At 64.5% G+C, this 15,835-nt stretch carries 15 protein-coding genes and 1 tRNA gene; 8 read left to right on the forward strand and 8 right to left on the reverse strand.

Features of this window, described 5'->3' with window-relative positions; all coding sequences use genetic code 11:
- Positions 1-117: 117 nt before the first annotated feature.
- A tRNA-Met gene (locus tag O3300_RS14755) sits at positions 118-194 on the forward strand.
- Between the two features lie 64 nt (positions 195-258).
- Here O3300_RS14755 and O3300_RS14760 read toward each other — a convergent pair.
- A complete protein-coding gene (locus O3300_RS14760; protein ID WP_305053377.1) occupies positions 259-825 on the reverse strand; it encodes a hypothetical protein in 567 nt (188 codons plus the stop codon).
- A gap of 319 nt (positions 826-1,144) precedes the next feature.
- On the opposite strand from O3300_RS14760, the gene O3300_RS14765 reads away from it, so the two are divergent.
- The 6 genes from O3300_RS14765 (at position 1,145) to dbpA (ending at position 9,017) form a co-directional block, all read left to right on the forward strand.
- A complete protein-coding gene (locus O3300_RS14765; RefSeq protein WP_305053378.1) occupies positions 1,145-1,663 on the forward strand; it encodes a sigma-70 family RNA polymerase sigma factor in 519 nt (172 codons plus the stop codon).
- A 1-nt stretch (position 1,664) separates the two neighbouring features.
- Positions 1,665-2,672, forward strand: a complete 1,008-nt coding sequence (locus O3300_RS14770; RefSeq protein ID WP_305053379.1) for a FecR domain-containing protein — start codon at positions 1,665-1,667, stop codon at positions 2,670-2,672.
- A gap of 101 nt (positions 2,673-2,773) precedes the next feature.
- Positions 2,774-5,269, forward strand: a complete 2,496-nt coding sequence (locus O3300_RS14775) for a TonB-dependent receptor (RefSeq protein ID WP_305053380.1) — start codon at positions 2,774-2,776, stop codon at positions 5,267-5,269.
- Between the two features lie 75 nt (positions 5,270-5,344).
- Positions 5,345-7,036, forward strand: a complete 1,692-nt coding sequence (locus O3300_RS14780) for an acid phosphatase (protein ID WP_257218671.1) — start codon at positions 5,345-5,347, stop codon at positions 7,034-7,036.
- Between the two features lie 205 nt (positions 7,037-7,241).
- The gene (locus O3300_RS14785; protein WP_077402076.1) at positions 7,242-7,478 is read left to right on the forward strand and encodes a hypothetical protein; all 237 of its coding nucleotides are present in this window, start codon (positions 7,242-7,244) and stop codon (positions 7,476-7,478) included.
- A gap of 111 nt (positions 7,479-7,589) precedes the next feature.
- The gene (gene dbpA / locus O3300_RS14790) at positions 7,590-9,017 is read left to right on the forward strand and encodes an ATP-dependent RNA helicase DbpA (protein ID WP_099664730.1); all 1,428 of its coding nucleotides are present in this window, start codon (positions 7,590-7,592) and stop codon (positions 9,015-9,017) included.
- Here the strand turns inward: dbpA and O3300_RS14795 are convergent.
- From O3300_RS14795 to O3300_RS14810, 4 genes are all read right to left on the reverse strand, one after another.
- Positions 9,004-9,546, reverse strand: a complete 543-nt coding sequence (locus tag O3300_RS14795; RefSeq protein WP_305053381.1) for a hypothetical protein — start codon at positions 9,544-9,546, stop codon at positions 9,004-9,006. The genes dbpA and O3300_RS14795 overlap by 14 nt on opposite strands.
- Positions 9,539-10,072 (reverse strand): hypothetical protein, encoded by a 534-nt coding sequence (locus tag O3300_RS14800; protein ID WP_305053382.1) that lies wholly within the window; start codon positions 10,070-10,072, stop codon positions 9,539-9,541. Before O3300_RS14800 ends, O3300_RS14795 begins: the two co-directional genes overlap by 8 nt.
- Positions 10,073-10,153: 81 nt before the next feature.
- A complete protein-coding gene (cysS, locus tag O3300_RS14805) occupies positions 10,154-11,530 on the reverse strand; it encodes a cysteine--tRNA ligase (protein WP_305053383.1) in 1,377 nt (458 codons plus the stop codon).
- A gap of 240 nt (positions 11,531-11,770) precedes the next feature.
- Positions 11,771-13,012 carry an MFS transporter gene (locus O3300_RS14810; RefSeq protein ID WP_369812290.1) on the reverse strand — a complete coding sequence of 414 codons (1,242 nt, stop codon included), beginning with the start codon at positions 13,010-13,012 and terminating at the stop codon, positions 11,771-11,773.
- A 127-nt stretch (positions 13,013-13,139) separates the two neighbouring features.
- On the opposite strand from O3300_RS14810, the gene O3300_RS14815 reads away from it, so the two are divergent.
- The gene (locus O3300_RS14815) at positions 13,140-13,970 is read left to right on the forward strand and encodes a helix-turn-helix domain-containing protein (RefSeq protein ID WP_099664735.1); all 831 of its coding nucleotides are present in this window, start codon (positions 13,140-13,142) and stop codon (positions 13,968-13,970) included.
- Between the two features lie 38 nt (positions 13,971-14,008).
- Here the strand turns inward: O3300_RS14815 and aqpZ are convergent, their stop codons facing one another.
- From aqpZ to O3300_RS14830, 3 genes are all read right to left on the reverse strand, one after another.
- Positions 14,009-14,704, reverse strand: a complete 696-nt coding sequence (aqpZ, locus tag O3300_RS14820; protein ID WP_305053384.1) for an aquaporin Z — start codon at positions 14,702-14,704, stop codon at positions 14,009-14,011.
- Between the two features lie 224 nt (positions 14,705-14,928).
- Positions 14,929-15,339 carry a GNAT family N-acetyltransferase gene (locus O3300_RS14825; protein WP_251351827.1) on the reverse strand — a complete coding sequence of 137 codons (411 nt, stop codon included), beginning with the start codon at positions 15,337-15,339 and terminating at the stop codon, positions 14,929-14,931.
- Positions 15,339-15,797: an Ivy family c-type lysozyme inhibitor gene (locus O3300_RS14830; protein ID WP_180278591.1), complete on the reverse strand. Its 459-nt coding sequence runs from the start codon at positions 15,795-15,797 to the stop codon at positions 15,339-15,341. The genes O3300_RS14825 and O3300_RS14830 overlap by 1 nt, the downstream gene beginning before the upstream one ends.
- Positions 15,798-15,835 lie beyond the last annotated feature (38 nt).

Below are 15,835 nucleotides of genomic sequence, written 5' to 3' on the forward strand. Positions count from 1 at the left end.
AAGGGATCGGCGGCTTTTTCCATGGCGGCGCGGTATGCCAATGCCCCTCATGCAAGCCAAATGCCCCCGGTTGCGATCCGCTCTTTCGCAATGCAACAAACTCGGTTATAATTCGCCTGCGGGGTGGAGCAGTCTGGCAGCTCGTCGGGCTCATAACCCGAAGGTCACAGGTTCAAATCCTGTCCCCGCAACCAATACATAAAAACCGCTGACTCCTGCAAGGGATTCAGCGGTTTTTTCATTCCAGGCCTGGCCCGCTCACGCGGCGACGCTGGCCCTGATCTGCCTGGCCGCCGCATGCAGGCTGGCCGCCACCCGCTCCAGTTTGTCGGCTCCCGCCGTTTCGGCCAGCGCGGCAAAGGCGCTGATATGAAACGTGGCCACCATCGCCGGCGACACTTCCAGTTCCAGCGCGGTCTTGCTCAATTCCGTCGACGCTTCGAGGTAAGGCTCGCTGCCCGCCTCGAACGCCTGCTTCGTTTCCAGCAATTCCTGGCCGCCTTCCGCCTTGGCCAGGCACGCATCGACCTTTTGCTGGAAGGCCGGCAAGGTATCGCGCACGGGGCCGGCGTCCGGCGCCGCGTCGGGTTCCGGCTCCGCTGGCGCAGGCGCGGCCGCGGCCGGCTTGTCCGCCGGCGGCATGTCGCGCAGGGTCAGCCAGCGTTCGACGGCGAGGAAATCGGCAAATGGCTCGGCCACCTTGGGATTCATCAGCCAGACCTCGCCCGTGCGCCAGTCGATCCGGGCGCCGCGCTCATTTCTCGCCAACAGAATATCCTTGCCGCCATCGGCATTCGACACCCGGCCGATGTCGAGCCAGTTCATCAGTTCCGCCTGGCGCGACATCGCGTTGACCCGGTGGAAAAAGGCCAACCATAAGAATCGGGCGACCAGGAGAACCAGGGCACCGCCAACCATCCACATCATTTTTCGCTCCGCACCACATCGACAGCCCGCATTTTCTCACATGAAAGCTTGCGCCAAGGAAACTTTTACATCTGCCGTGCGCGGGCGCAAATCCGCCGCCGCACACGACTTGGCGCGCAGTCGCATTTCAGCAACGCCGCGTTTTCCCGATTGCCTGACGGGCGCCGCTACGTTATTATGAGAACAATTCTCATTTAGATTAAGCCATCCCGTACGCATGCTGTCCGCCCCTTCCCCGCCGTCCGATTTCCAGTCGCTGTATGCCGAGCACCACTCCTGGCTGCTGCATTGGCTGAAGCGCCGCCTGCACGATGCGGGGCTGGCGGGCGACCTGGCGCAGGATACCTTCCTGAAGATCTTCGTTGCGCGCAGCAGTGCCGGGATCGCGCAGCCGCGCCCTTTCCTGGCTACCATCGCCAAACGCCTGCTGGCCAACCACTGCCGGCGCGAAGCGCTCGAACGGGCCTACCTCGACGCCCTGCTGCACCAGCCGCATGCCTGCACGCCGTCGCCGGAAGCGATGTCCCTCCTGCTCGAATCGCTGCAACTGGTCGACCGCGCGCTGGACCAGCTTTCCGCCAAGGCCAGGGCCGCCTTCCTGCTGGCCCACCTGGACGGCATGACCTATGCCGAGATCGCCGCCGAACTGGATACCACCACGCATTCCGTCAAAAAATACCTGAGCAAGGCCAACCTGCTGTGCTTTTTTGCCGTGCCCGATTTTGTCGCGCCCTGAGATGCGCGGCGCCACCGTCTACGCCCAGGGCCAGCCCATCGACCTGGCCATCGCCATGCAGGCGGCCGAATGGCTGGCCACCCTGATGAGCGGTGCCACCACGCCGGCGGAAAAAACGGCCTGGCAGCAGTGGCGCCAGGCGCACCCCGACCATGAGCGCGCGTGGCAGCACATCGAAAGCGTCAGCGGCGGCTTGCGGGAACTCGATGCGCAGGCCAGCCGCAAGGCGCTGCTGCAACGTCCCGCCGCGCTCCCGGTCTCGCGGCGCAGCAGCCTGCGGTTGCTGGCGTGGGCATCGACCATCGGCCTCACGGGCTGGTTCGGCGCGCGCTCGGAATACGCGCCCGACTTTACCCGCGCCGCGCTGGCCGACCTGTCCACCGGCGTGGGCGAACGCCGCGAGCTGACCCTGCCCGACGGCACCCGCTTGCACCTGAACAGCGGCAGCGCCGTCAACATCCGCTACACGGGCACGCAGCGCCTGCTGCAGCTGGTGCAGGGCGAAGTCTTCATCGCCACCGCCCGCGAAACGGGCATGCCCTACCGCCCCTTCCTCGTCGAAACCGCGCACGGCCGCGCGCAGGCGCTGGGCACGCGCTACTCGGTGCGCCAGGCGGACGGCAGCACCGAGGTCGCCGTCGAAGAAGGCGCCGTCCGGCTGCTGCCGCGCCAGGGCGATGGCAATCTGCTCCTCCGCGCTGGCCAGGGCGGCGGCATGACGGCGCAGCAGGTCTTGCCCGCGCACGCCGTTTCGCCCGACATCTGGGCCTGGCGCCAGGGCTTGCTGCTGGCCGACGCCATGCCGCTGCGCGACTTCCTGCATGAACTGAGCCGCTACCGCCACGGCTTGCTGGGCTGCGACAACGCCGTCGCCGGCCTGCGCATTTCCGGCGTCTTCCCGCTGGCCGACCTGGACGCCGTGCTGCTGTCGCTGCCCGACTCCCTGCCCGTCGACGTGCGCCTGCGCACGCGCTACTGGGTGCAGGTGGAAGCGCGCCAGCAGCGCTGACCATTTATTTTGAGGCCGACGCAAAAAAAGGTACCCGTTTCCGTTTCTCGCGTGACCTGTGTAGGCAACGTCCTTTTTGACGACTACACCACAAGGTAACCATGTCTCTTGCCATTCACTCCAAGCCGCGCATCAAGCGCATGGCGTATGCCATCCAACTCGTCTTCATCGGTTCGGCCCTGCTGCTGAACGCCCAGGCGCCAGCCCTGGCGCAGGAAAGCGCAGCAGCGCCAGCGGCCAGCCTCGACTTCCAGGTGCCGGCCGGCGACCTGGCGACGGCGCTGCGCCAGGTCGCCAGCCAGTCGCGGGTCATCCTCAGCTTCACGCCGGAGCAGACGCGCGGCAAGACGTCGGCCGGCTTGAGCGGCCGCCACGACGTGCTGGCCGCCCTGAACGGCGTGCTGCGCGGCACGGGCCTGAAGGCCGAGCGCAGCGCCAACGGCAGCTATGTGCTGCGCCCGACCGATACCGCGGCGGGTGGCGAAGCGCTGTCGATGATGCCGGAAGTGTCGGTCAAGGCGCAGCAGGATGCCACCGAAGGCTCGGGCGCGTATGTCTCCACCCTGCCGATCGCCACGGCCACGCCACTGGGCCTGTCGATCCGGGAAACGCCGCAGTCGGTCAGCGTCATCACGCAGCAGCGCATGCAGGACCAGGGCTTGAGCACGATTGCGCAAGTGATGGCGCAAACGCCGGGCATCACGCTGTATTCGCTGGGCAGCGAACGCACGGGCTTTACTTCGCGCGGCTATTCGATCACCAATTACCAGCTCGATGGCGTCAGCACGCATTCGGAAAACCTGGGCCTCGATGCAATACCGTCGCAAAGCCTGGCCGACATGGCGCTGTACGACCGCATCGAAGTGCTGCGCGGCGCCTCGGGCCTGATGACGGGCGCGGGCGATGCCTCGGGCGCCATCAACATGGTGCGCAAGAAGCCGACGGCGCAATTCCAGGCCTCCGTCGAGGGCGAGCTGGGTTCCCACGATGAGCGGCGCGCCATGGCCGACGTTGCCGGCCCGCTCAACGACGCGGGCACGGTGCGCGGCCGCCTGGTGACAGTGTACGAGGAAGGCGACAGCATCGTCGACGGCTACAGCCGCGACAAGAAAGTGGTCTACGGCGTGCTCGAGGCGGACCTGTCCGCCGACACGAAACTGACGGCCGGCGTCACGCACCAGCGCAAGCGCTCGAACGGATCCCTGTCCTACCTGGGCTTTCCCCTGTTCTACAGCAATGGCAGCATGACGAACCTGCCCCGCTCCTTCAGCCCGGCGGCCACGTCGAATCGCTTCGACACCAATTCGACCGACGTCTTCGCCACTGTGGAACACACGCTGGCGAACGACTGGAAGCTGAAAATCTCGGCCAACCGCGTGCAGTCGTCGCAGGAAGAGCGCTCCGTCTACCTGAACGTCAGCGGCGGCTTGCCCGACCAGACCACGGGCGATGGCCTGCGCCTGAACGCCGACTACCGCGACTACCAGCTCCAGGTCAACAGCGTGGACGTCAACGTGCGCGGCCTGTTCAGCGCATTCGGCCGCCAGCACGAACTGGTGCTGGGCATGGACTACAACGAATTTCAAAGCACGACGGATGCACGTTTCGACAATGGCATCGAGCGCACGCCTGTCAACCTGTACCGCTGGAATCGCACGGCGACGCCCGTGTTTGGCAGCACCAGCACTCCCTACGACAGCACGCGCCGCCAGGCCAGCGCGTATGCCGCCACGCGCCTCCATCTCTCCGAGCGCCTGAAACTGATCGCTGGCGCCAAGGTGCTGCGCTACAGCGAGAATTACATTTTTGGCGTGCCTTCCGACCAGTTTTACAGTACATCGCCAGCCTCGGAGAGCCGCGTCTTCACGCCATATGGCGGCCTGGTGTTCGACATCGACGGCACGCACAGCGCCTACGCCAGTTATTCCACCATCTATCAGCCGCAAGCATCGCAAGACCGCTACGGCAAGCTGCTGGCGCCGCGCGAAGGCAAGACCCTGGAAGCGGGCGTCAAGAGCGGCTGGCTCGATGGCCGCCTGAACACGGCTGCCGCGCTGTACCAGATCCGCCAGGACAACCTGGCCGAATCGGATCCGGGTTATTACGTGCCTGGCACAAAGATTTCCGCCAACCGCGCCATCAAGGGCGCCAGGACCCAGGGCGTGGATCTGGAAGCGACGGGCGCCCTGACGCCGGACTGGAACATCTCGGCCTCGTGGTCGTACAGCCAGACGGAAGACAATACGGGCAAGAGCATCCTGACCACCTTCCCGCGCCACCTGGTGAAACTGTGGACCACTTACCGCCTGCCCGGCGAATTCAAGCGCCTGACGGTGGGCGGCGGCATGAACTGGCAAAGCCGCGTGTATTCCGACATCGATGCGTGGCAGGTCGAGCGCACCCTGCATTGGGAACAGAAGGCGTACTCGGTGGCCAGCCTGATGGCGCGCTACGACGTCAGCGACAAGCTGTCGGCCACCGTCAACGTGGCCAACCTGTTCGACAAGCAGTACACGGCTTCCGTGTCGGACTGGTGGTTGTCGGGCATGCATGGTCCGGCGCGCAAGGTGGCGTTGACCGTGCGCTACCAGTTCTGATGCGCTGAAGGGGGGCGAATATTTCACACTATCGAGGGGCCGGTGATACAATTTTCCGCTTCACGGGCACAGACCATGGCCCGTGCCACCCAAGGAGAATGTGTGAAGGACCTCGCCCCCGCCCTGCCAGCCGATCCGGCCGACCAACCCGCCAATCCCTCGCGCCGGCGCATTTTCCAGGCCGCTTCCGCAGTCGGCCTGGCCGCCAGCCTGCCCGCGCTGGCCGATGCCGCGCCAGCCAGGAAGACCATCGCCAAGGGTTCGCTCGACGCGAAACTCAAGGCGCACGTCAAGAACGTGGTCGTGATCTACCTGGAAAACCGCAGTTTCAACAACCTGTTCGCCAACTTCCCCGGCACCAGCGCGCCCCTGTCCGCCGTCACGGCGGAACAGGCGCAGCAGCTGGACCGCGACGGCAAGCCGCTGGCCACCCTGCCGAAGATCTGGGGCGGCCTGGTGCCGAACCAGCAGAATATTGGCGGCATCGATTACCTGATCAAGGAAGACCAGATTTCCGGCCTGCCCAACGCGCCCTACAAATTGAGCGACGCGGCCGGCAAGCCCCTGCCCGAGAGCATCATCACGCGCGACCTCGTGCACCGTTTCTATAACAATCAGATGCAGATCAACGGCGGCAAGAACGACGGCTTTGCCGCGTGGGCCGACAGCGGCGGCCTGGTGATGGGCCATTACGGCGAAACGTCGAAAAACCTGAACCTGTGGCAGATCGCCGAACAGTACACCTTGTGCGACAACTTCTTCATGGCGGCCTTCGGCGGCTCCTACATGAACCACCAGTTCCTCGTCACGGGCCGCGCCAACGAATATTTCAATGCTTCCGAGACGGCGGCGAAGAAAAAGATCGCCGTGCTGTCCGACGGCCCGCAAGGCGTGCGCCTGGCGATCTCGCCCGACTGCCCCGCCTCCGCGCTGGACGGCAAGCCGAAATACGTGAACGACGGCGCCCTCACGCCGGACGGCTATGCCGTCAACACCATGGCGCCGCCATATCAACCGAGCTACATCCGCCCGGCCTTCGACGGCGACCCGCTGCATGCCGACCCGGCCGACGCGAATACCCTGCCGCCGCAAACCTACGACACCATCGGCGACCTGCTGTCGCGCAAGGGCGTCAGCTGGGCGTGGTATGGCGGCGGCTGGCAAGCGGCGCTCGACCACAAGGGCGGCGGCAGCAAGCCGAACTTCCAGTTCCACCACCAGCCGCTGAACTACTTCAAGCAGTTCGCCCCCGGCACGGCCGCGCGCGCCGAACACCTGCGCGACGGCGGCACGGGCGACAGCCCGATCTCGAACAAATTCCTCGCCGCGGCCGTGGCGGGCAAGCTGCCGGCCGTGACCTTCTACAAGCCGCAGGGCAATCTGAACCTGCATGCCGGTTATTCGGACATCGAGTCGGGCGACCAGCACGTGGCCAACGTCATCCAGCATCTGAAGGAATCGCCGCAGTGGAAAGACATGATCGTGGTGATCACGTTCGATGAAAACGGCGGCTGGTGGGACCACGTGGCGCCGCCGAAGGGCGACCGCTGGGGGCCGGGCACGCGCATTCCCGCCATCGTCGTCTCGCCGTACGCGAAGAAAGGCGCCGTCGACCACAGTTTTTATGACACGACGTCGATCCTGCGCCTGATCACGCGCCTGCACGACTTGCCGCTGCTCGAAGGCCTGAAAGTGCGCAACGACGCATTCGCGTCACGCGGCGCGCTGCCGCCGGGCGACCTGACGGGTGCGCTGAGCTTCCGCTAAGCCCCACACAGTGCGGCACGCCTGTGATACACTGCGTGCCGCACTTAAATCCGCAGGACAAGTTTTCCTGCAGGTTATCCCAACAATGAGCCCGACTCCAGTAGCCGGGCTTTTGTTTTGTGGATGAAGTTAAAGCGTATAGACATAGGCGGGCAGCACCTTGCCCGCCCCCTGGCCATCGCAAGCCAGGGACAGAGGTTAGCAAATGAGAGATAAAAAAGACAACGCCACCATCGACTTGCCCGGCTTCGGCCCGCCGCCAGCGCCCGAGGCGCCAGAGCCGGCGCCGGAACCGCAGCGCCGCGCGCGCGCGCGCAAGGTGGCCTTGAAGCAGGTGCAGCTCGAATTGCTGGAGCCGACCGATGCCACGGGCCTGCCCGTGTGGACGCGCGACGCCGGCCTCGATCTGACCGGCTTGCCCATCTGGGCACCCGACAATTAACACCCCATGCCGGCGGCCGTTTGCCGCCGGCTTCCACACCACCATCCGCACAAGGGCGTAGAACGCCTGTAGACTGTGCCCATCCACCCGCTTTTTACCGGCTCCGCCCCTATGAACACCACCACTGACACCACCACTTCCTTTTCCAGCCTGCCGCTGACGCCCGCCTTTTTGGCCAACCTGGACTCGCTCGGCTACCACGAGATGACCACCATCCAGGCGCAAAGCCTGCCGGCGGTGCTCGATGGCCGCGACCTGATCGCCCAGGCGAAAACGGGCAGCGGCAAGACGGCCGCCTTCGGCATCGGCATCCTGCACAAGCTCAATCCAGCCTGGTTTGCCGTGCAAGGCCTGGTGCTGTGCCCGACGCGCGAACTGGCCGACCAGGTGGCCAATGAATTGCGGCGCCTGGCCCGCGCGGCCGGCAACATCAAGATCCTGACCCTGACGGGCGGCGCGCCGATGCGCCCGCAAATCGCTTCGCTGGAACACGGCGCCCACATCGTCGTCGGCACGCCGGGCCGCCTGCGCGACCACCTGGGCCGCGGCACCATCAACCTGAATCACGTGCAGACGCTGGTGCTCGATGAAGCGGACCGCATGACGGACATGGGCTTTTACGAGGAAATCGCCGGCATCGTCAGCGCCTGCCCGGCGCGCCGCCAGACCTTGCTGTTCTCGGCCACGTATCCGGAAGACATCCGCCGCGCCACGGCCTCTTTCCTCGTCAATCCGCTGGAAGTGACGGTCGAAGCGCAGCACGACAACGACAAGATCGAGCAACGCTTCTATGAAATCGGCTTCGACGAGCGCAACAGCGCCGTCGGCAAGCTGTTGAAGCACTTCAAGCCGGAATCGACCCTGGCCTTCTGCAACACCAAGGTGCATTGCCGCGAACTGGCCGAAGAACTGCGCCAGCAGGGCTTTTCCGCGCTGGCACTGTACGGCGAGCTGGAACAGCGCGAACGCGATGAAATCCTGGTGTTGTTCGCCAACCGCAGCTGCTCCGTGCTGGTCGCCACCGACGTCGCCGCGCGCGGCCTCGATATTTCCGACCTGGGCGCCGTGATCAACGTCGACGTGTCGAAGGACACGGAAGTGCACATCCACCGCATCGGCCGCACGGGCCGCGGCAGCAAGAAGGGCCTGGCCCTGTCGCTGTGCGCGCCGAACGAGAAAAAATGGGTCAAGCTGATCGAGCAATACCAGAACAGCGCCGCCGAATGGCACGACCTGAAGGAACTGGCGGAAGATGACGGGATGGAGGCGCTGCCGGCGCCGATGGTCACCCTGTGCATCATGGGCGGCAAGAAGGACAAGCTGCGCCCGGGCGACCTGCTGGGCGCGCTGACGGGCGACGCGGGCCTCACCAAGGAGCAAGTGGGCAAGATCAACGTGTTCGAGTTCATGACCTACGTGGCGCTCGACCGCAAGGTGGCCGAAGCGGCCTTCAAGCGCCTGAACGCGGGCAATACGCTGGGCCGCGACTTCGGCAACATCAAGGGCCGCAGCTTCAAGATGCGCTTTATCGAGGCGTAAGCCGCTGTAATGCCCGCAGGGCCGCCATGGCCCTGCGTCCCGGATAACCGTCCCACACGGGATATTGATGGCGGTAGTAGCAGCTCCAGTAACTGACGGCGCGCCGCTCCAGCGTATCCACATACGCGGGGTTCTCCCGCAGGTAGCGCGCCAGCGCCTGCGCATTCCAGGCCGGCAGCGCCGCCCCGATTCTCTCGACGATCTCCAGCACATATTCACCGCACAGGTGCACGACGAACGGCACCGTCCACGCCCGCTCCTGCAGCAACAGCTGTTTTAAACACGCTTCGCGCAGATGGCCATCGTGGTGGCGCGTGCCCAGGCACAGGGCGATCACGCCCGCGTCGCCGGGCAGCTGCGTACAGGCCAGCAATCGCTGGCGGTCGTAATACGTGCGCGTCGGGATCAGCAAGGTCTCGCCATCCTGGCATACGGCAAATGGCGGGTGTGCCTGGCTACTCCCCAGCGCGGGCAGCAGCTGCGCCACAGTGCCGGCCAATGCCGCCGGAAAGGCGCCTGCTTCAAGCATCGCGCTCCTCCTGGCACACTTTGCGCACGCCCAGCGCAGGTTTATCCACCTTTTCAAAGATCACATTCGAATACCATTCGGCCGGATCGCCTTCGGTGGGCTTGCCCAACGAGATATAAAAGCCGCCGTAGGTGAACAGGGCCGTGGTTTCCTTGCCTGGCCTGGCCCCCTGCAGGAAGGCCGGCCAGGCCGCCTTGTCGACTTGATTAAAACGCGCGGCCAGCAGCGCCAGCAAGCGCGCGTGCGAGGCCGGCGCATACGGGAACAGATACAGGTACTCGACCAGTTCGCCGCCGTCCGCCAGGCGCGTGACGGCGGCCGTCGCCGCCTCGACCTCACCACCAAAACTGCACAGCACTCCGCCGCTGTAGGCGAAATCGATGACGGTCGCAGGCGCACACGCCTGCCGTTCGCGGTCGACGCCGACGGGCGGCAGTGCGCGCACTTGCGCCAGCAGCGCCTCGCTCGATGTAGCCAGCGCGGGAAAACCGGGGCAGGCGCTGGCCGCCTGGACGGAGTTAGACAAGGCAAGGCAACAACTCAATAGCAGCAAACGACGCTTCACGGCATCTCCAGTTTCATCAGGCGGCCATTATGCAGGACATCTTCACAAAGGCCGCGCCTGTTGCCCCTGCGGCGTATCGTCGATCTCATAGCCGGCCGCGCGCGCCAGTGCGCGCAAGCGGTCCGCCTCGACCCACTGGCGCTCCAGGCGGGCGGCAGCCCGTTCCGCCATCCACGCCTGCACCTGCTGCGGCACTTCCACCTGCGCCGGCTGCCAGGCCAGCAGGTCGAGTCCCAGGGCCGTATCGAAACGGGCCATCGTGGCCTTTTTCACGCCGTCGGGCAGCCCGCTTTTCAGCAGCTCCCAGGCCACGGCCAGCGCGCGCGGGTAGTTCAGGTCATCGTTGATGCAGCTCATGAAGCGCTCATGCCATGCAGGATCGGCTTCGCCGTCCGCAGCACCCAGGCCATGCACGGCCACGCGCAAGCGCGCCAGGCCGCTGGCAGCAGCGCGCAAGGCGTCGTCCGTGAAATTGAGGCTGCTGCGGTAATGGGCGCCCAGGCACAGGTAGCGGTAGGCCAGCGGATCGACGCCCTGCTCCACCAGGCTGTGCAAACGTAAAAAGTCACCCGACGACTTCGACATCTTCGCGTCCTGCGTTTTCAGGAAGGCACCATGCAGCCAGAAGTTGGCCAGGCGCGTGCCATGGCGCGCTTCCGTTTGCGCGATCTCGTTGCTGTGGTGCACGGCCACGTGGTCTTCGCCGCCGCAATGGATGTCGAAATACGCGCCCAGGTGTTTTTCCGCCATGGCCGAGCATTCGATATGCCAGCCAGGGAAACCCAGGCCCCAGGGACTGTCCCACTCCATCTGCCGCTGGCCCGGCACGCCGCTGAACTTCCACAGGGCGAAGTCGCAGATATCGCGCTTCTCGCCCAGGTCTACCCTCTTCCCTGCCTGCAGGCCGTCGCGATTCAGGCGTGCCAGTTTCCCATAGCTGTCCTGGCGCGTCGTATCGAAATAGATGCCGTCGTCCGTGCGATAGGTATAGCCCTTCGCTTCCAGGTCGCGGATGAAATCGATCTGCTCCGCGATATGGTCGGTGGCGCGGCACCAGACGGTGGGCGGCAGGATATTGAGCTGGCGCAGATCCCCCTCGAACGCGCGGGTGAATTCGGCGGCGATATCCCAGGCGGACTTGCCGCTGCGGGCGCTGCGGGCCTCGACCTTGTCGTCGCCGCTGTCCGCATCCGACGTCAGATGGCCCACGTCCGTGATGTTCATCACGTGGCGCACCTGCAAACCGTTGAATTCGAGCGCACGGCGCAAGCCGTCGACAAACAGATAGGTGCGCAGGTTGCCGATGTGCGCGTAGTCATAGACGGTGGGACCGCAGGCATACAGGCCCGCCTGGCCCGGGGCGAGAGGGTCGAAGGGGCGCAGGCTGCGGCTATACGTATCGTACAAATGAAGTGTCATGCGGGGCTTTCATGCGCGTTGCGGAAAAAGAAAATGGCCACAGGTTTTTCAACACTGTGGCCATCGGAATGAGGAGTAAAAGTTTAACGGCGCCGGGCCGCATCCTCACGAAGCCAGGTACACGGACACAGCGCAGCGGTGGCGCGGCGGTATGCAAGGACTGGAGGGAAGATGGAGGAAATCATGATGAGAATATCGCATGCACGCGGGCGGGCCGTCAAGCCCTCCCGCAATGCGCGCTTATTTTTTCGCCTGCTCGATATGCGGCAGCAGCACCGTCAGGATGCCCAGCAGCGGCAGGTAGGAGCAGATTTTATACACATAGGCGATGCCCGACACGTCGGCCAGGTGGCCCATGGCGGCGGCGGCGATGCCGGACACGCCGAACATCAGGCCAAAGAAGATCCCCGCGATCATGCCCACCTTGCCCGGCACCAATTCTTGCGCAAACACAACGATGGCGGAAAACGCGGAAGAAATGACGAAACCGATGATCACCGTCAATACAGCCGTCCAGAACAGGTCGACATACGGCAGCAGCAGGGTAAATGGCGCGGCGCCCAGGATGGAAATCCAGATCACGCGCTTGCGGCCGATGCGGTCGCCGATGGGACCGCCCATGAAGGTGCCGGCCGCCACAGCGGCGAGGAAGAGGAACAGGTACAGTTGCGCCGCGCCGATCGACAGGTGAAACTTGTCGATCAAATAAAACGTGTAATAGCTCGACAGGCTGGCCATGTAGATGTATTTCGAGAACACCAGCAAGGCCAGCACGCCCAAGGCACCCATCACCTTGTTGCGCGACAAGTTCGGTCCATGGCCGCCCGCCTTCGGCTTGAAGCTGGCCAGGTGGCCGCTATACCAGTGGCTGACCTTGTACAGCACGCCGATGGCCAGCACGGCAAGCAAGCTGAACCAGGCGATATTGCCCTGCCCGCGATTCACGATGACGGCAGCCGCCAGCAGCGGACCCAGCGCGGAACCGACGTTGCCGCCCACCTGGAACAGCGACTGGGCAAAGCCATAGCGTCCGCCCGACGCCATGCGGGCCACGCGCGACGCTTCCGGGTGGAAAGTCGACGAACCGACGCCGATCAGGCCCGATGCGATCAACAGGGTCGGGAAGGTCGAGACGATGGACAGCATCAGCACGCCGGCCAGGGTAAAGCACATGCCAACCGGCAACAGGAACGGCAGCGGACGGCGGTCCGTGTACAAGCCGATCCAGGGCTGCAGCAACGATGCCGTGCACTGGAACGTCAGGGTTATAAGGCCGACCTGGGTAAAGCTGAGTGAAAACTCGGCTTTCAGCATCGGATAAATCGACGGCAATAATGCCTGGATCAAGTCATTGAGCAAATGCACGAAGGCAACGGCGCCCAGGATGTGCATGGCCAGACCGGATTGTTGTTGGGAACTATGAAGTGTGGGCGCCGCCGGCACGGGCGTGGCCAATGCTGGGGCAGGTGTGGTTGTGTGCATGTGTCATCCGCAATAATCGGGCACGGCGGGCGGCCCGGCAAAGAAGCCAGTATAGTATGGTCACTGAACTGATAACTTCCAATAATCGTCGCCCAAGTGACAACCAAGAGACAAGCCCGCACCCCACATGTACACCCAGCAACCCGCCCAGACCCATCCCGATGGCGTGCCGTTCAGCCGCAGCACCAGCTCACACGACTACCAGCACGTGCCGCGCCCCGTGACGGCCATGTCCAGGCAATATGCGGCGGGCGACTATACGGCGCCGCACAGCCACGTGCGGGCGCAGCTGCTGTATGCGACGGAAGGCGTGATGCGCGTCTCCACCGAGCACGGCGTGTGGATATTGCCGCCCCGGCGCGCCCTGCTGATCCCCGTGGGCGTGGTGCATGAAGTCCACATCTTGAGCGAACTGAGCATGCGCACCGTGTACATCGATGCGCAGGTGGCCGCCCCGTATGGCGCCGATTGCAAGGTGCTGGAAGTGAGCCGGCTGTTGCGCGAGCTGATCCTGGCCTTGCTGGCCGAGCCGATCGAATATGCGCTGGCGGGCCGCGGCGACTGGCTGGCGCATTTGATCCTGTCGGAGCTGACGGCGGCCGATACCGTGCCCATCGCCATCCCCTGGCCGCGCGACCGCCGCCTGGTGGCCGTCTGCTCGGCCATCATGAGCGCGCCCGGCAGCCGGCGCAGCATCGAGGACTGGGCGCAGGATGCGGGCGCCAGCGCGCGCACCCTGATCCGCTTATTCCCCAAGGAAACGGGCTTACACTACCGCCAATGGCTGCAGCAAGTCCACCTGGCCGAGGCCTTCTGCCGCCTGGACCGGGGCGAAGGCGTGGCGGCCATCGCCTATGCGCTGGGCTACGCCAGCCCCAGCGCCTTCAGCGCCATGTTCCGCCGCATCCTGGGCCGCACGCCGCAGCATTACCTGAGCGAGTGGCGCGCCGCCGACTAAATGAAAAAGCAGCCCGCGGGCTGCTTTTTTTTACATGTTCAAGCTGATTCTTTTTCGCCGGCAATCAAGCGGTAGGCCAGCGCGCCCAGCAAGGCGCCGAGGATGGGTGCCAGCCAGAACAGCCACAGCTGGCTGGTGGCCCAGTCGCCCACGTACAGGGCCACGCCCGTGCTGCGGGCCGGGTTGACGGAGGTATTCGTGACGGGAATGCTGATCAGGTGGATCAGGGTCAGCGCCAGGCCGATCGGCAGCGGGGCGAAGCCGGCCGGCGCGCGCTTGTCGGTGGCGCCCAGGATGACGATCAGGAAGAACATCGTCAGCACGATTTCAATGACCAGCGCCGACAGCATCGAATAGCCGCCCGGCGAATGGGCGCCGAAGCCGTTCGAGGCAAAGCCCTTGCTGACATCGAAACCGGCCTGGCCGCTGGCGATCACGTACAGCACGCCGCCGGCCACGATGGCGCCCAGCACTTGCGCAATGATGTATGGCAACAGTTGATTGGCGGGGAAGCGGCCGCCGGCCCACAGGCCGATCGAGACGGCAGGATTCAGGTGGCAGCCCGAGATGTGGCCGATGGCGTAAGCCATGGTCAGCACCGTCAGGCCAAAGGCCAGCGCTACGCCGGCAAAGCCGATGCCAAGGCCGGGAAAGGCGGCGGCCAGCACGGCGCTGCCGCAACCGCCGAAGACCAGCCAGAACGTGCCGAGAAATTCGGCGCCATATTGTTTCATGATGTATTCCTTTAAAGTGACGAGAAAACGTGCCAGGGACGACCAATCGGACCGCTCACCACCTTTGCCCCGCCAGATAGCGACGGCAAAGCACAGCACCAGCAACGCACCGCTGCGTAAGCTGCAGAGCGCGCATAATGACATGATGCCATTATCAATGCAACATTATTGCGTACAATAATGTTAATAGTTCTCTTGACACCTAAAGGTTGTTTTGATAATTCTCACGCCGCAGGACGGCGCATGTACTTGTGTGGCGCCTCCAGTGGCGCAAAACCAAAGCTTGCATACAGGCCATGCGCGTCATCGGTGCCCAGCATCCAGACGACATCGCGCACACGCGCATCGTCGAGCGCGGCGGCCACGATCTGCTTGCCATAGCCGCGCCCCTGGTATTGCGGCAGCACAAACACGTCGCGCAGGTAGGCAAAATCCGTGTAATCGGTGATGACCCGGGCGAACGCCACTTGCTGGCCATCAACATAACCGCCGAAACACAGCGCGTTGGCGATGCCCTTGCGCACCGTTTCCAGCGCCACGCCGCGCTTCCAGTACGACTGCTCGCTCAGGTAGCGGTGGATCATGGCCACGTCCAGCTCGCCGCGTTCGCTGGAAATGCGCAGTGGCGCGTGCATCAGTTCTTGAACAACATGTCGGCTTCGGCGATGCTGGGTTCGCCGAAGTAGACGGTGCGCGAGCCGCCCTTGCCATCGCTGCCGATATACACGCCCGTCATGCTGCGCTCGGCCGGGTCGTACAGGATGGAGTAGCGGTGGCCGCAATTGTGCGGTTCGCAGACACTGCTCAGCAGACGCGCCTTGCCGTCGATCTCGACGGGCTTGAGCGGGCTCGCCACACCATTCGGCACCCAGCGCTGCCGCTTCAGGCCAGCCTTCTTCAGGCCGATATTGAAGGCCTTGCGAAAGGCGTAGTCCGCCTTGTAGACGTCGGGGAAGTACGGGCAGGTGTGGCCGCCGTCGCAGCTTTGCGCCTGCTCGATCAGCGACAGTTGCGGCGTACGCGCGTGCGCCGGCAGGGTGGCCAGCGCCACGGCGGCGCCCAGGAACAGGGGCAGGAACAAACGTGCGGACATGCAATCTCCTAAAAGCATTCAATAATGCGGGCAGCATA

Source organism: Janthinobacterium sp. SUN206, assembly GCF_030587305.1.
GTDB lineage: Bacteria > Pseudomonadota > Gammaproteobacteria > Burkholderiales > Burkholderiaceae_D > Janthinobacterium > Janthinobacterium kumbetense.

Excerpts from the sequence above, each read along its gene's own strand:
- O3300_RS14760 (WP_305053377.1), bottom strand. The coding sequence starts at position 825 with ATGAACTGGCTCGACATCGGCCGGGTGTCGAATGCCGATGGCGGCAAG.
- O3300_RS14765 (WP_305053378.1), top strand. The coding sequence starts at position 1,145 with ATGCTGTCCGCCCCTTCCCCGCCGTCCGATTTCCAGTCGCTGTATGCC.
- O3300_RS14770 (WP_305053379.1), top strand. The coding sequence starts at position 1,665 with ATGCGCGGCGCCACCGTCTACGCCCAGGGCCAGCCCATCGACCTGGCC.
- O3300_RS14775 (WP_305053380.1), top strand. The coding sequence starts at position 2,774 with ATGTCTCTTGCCATTCACTCCAAGCCGCGCATCAAGCGCATGGCGTAT.
- O3300_RS14780 (WP_257218671.1), top strand. The coding sequence starts at position 5,345 with ATGGCCCGTGCCACCCAAGGAGAATGTGTGAAGGACCTCGCCCCCGCC.
- O3300_RS14785 (WP_077402076.1), top strand. The coding sequence starts at position 7,242 with ATGAGAGATAAAAAAGACAACGCCACCATCGACTTGCCCGGCTTCGGC.
- dbpA (WP_099664730.1), top strand. The coding sequence starts at position 7,590 with ATGAACACCACCACTGACACCACCACTTCCTTTTCCAGCCTGCCGCTG.
- O3300_RS14795 (WP_305053381.1), bottom strand. The coding sequence starts at position 9,546 with ATGCTTGAAGCAGGCGCCTTTCCGGCGGCATTGGCCGGCACTGTGGCG.
- cysS (WP_305053383.1), bottom strand. The coding sequence starts at position 11,530 with ATGACACTTCATTTGTACGATACGTATAGCCGCAGCCTGCGCCCCTTC.
- O3300_RS14810 (WP_369812290.1), bottom strand. The coding sequence starts at position 13,012 with ATGCACACAACCACACCTGCCCCAGCATTGGCCACGCCCGTGCCGGCG.
- O3300_RS14815 (WP_099664735.1), top strand. The coding sequence starts at position 13,140 with ATGTACACCCAGCAACCCGCCCAGACCCATCCCGATGGCGTGCCGTTC.
- aqpZ (WP_305053384.1), bottom strand. The coding sequence starts at position 14,704 with ATGAAACAATATGGCGCCGAATTTCTCGGCACGTTCTGGCTGGTCTTC.
- O3300_RS14825 (WP_251351827.1), bottom strand. The coding sequence starts at position 15,339 with ATGCACGCGCCACTGCGCATTTCCAGCGAACGCGGCGAGCTGGACGTG.
- O3300_RS14830 (WP_180278591.1), bottom strand. The coding sequence starts at position 15,797 with ATGTCCGCACGTTTGTTCCTGCCCCTGTTCCTGGGCGCCGCCGTGGCG.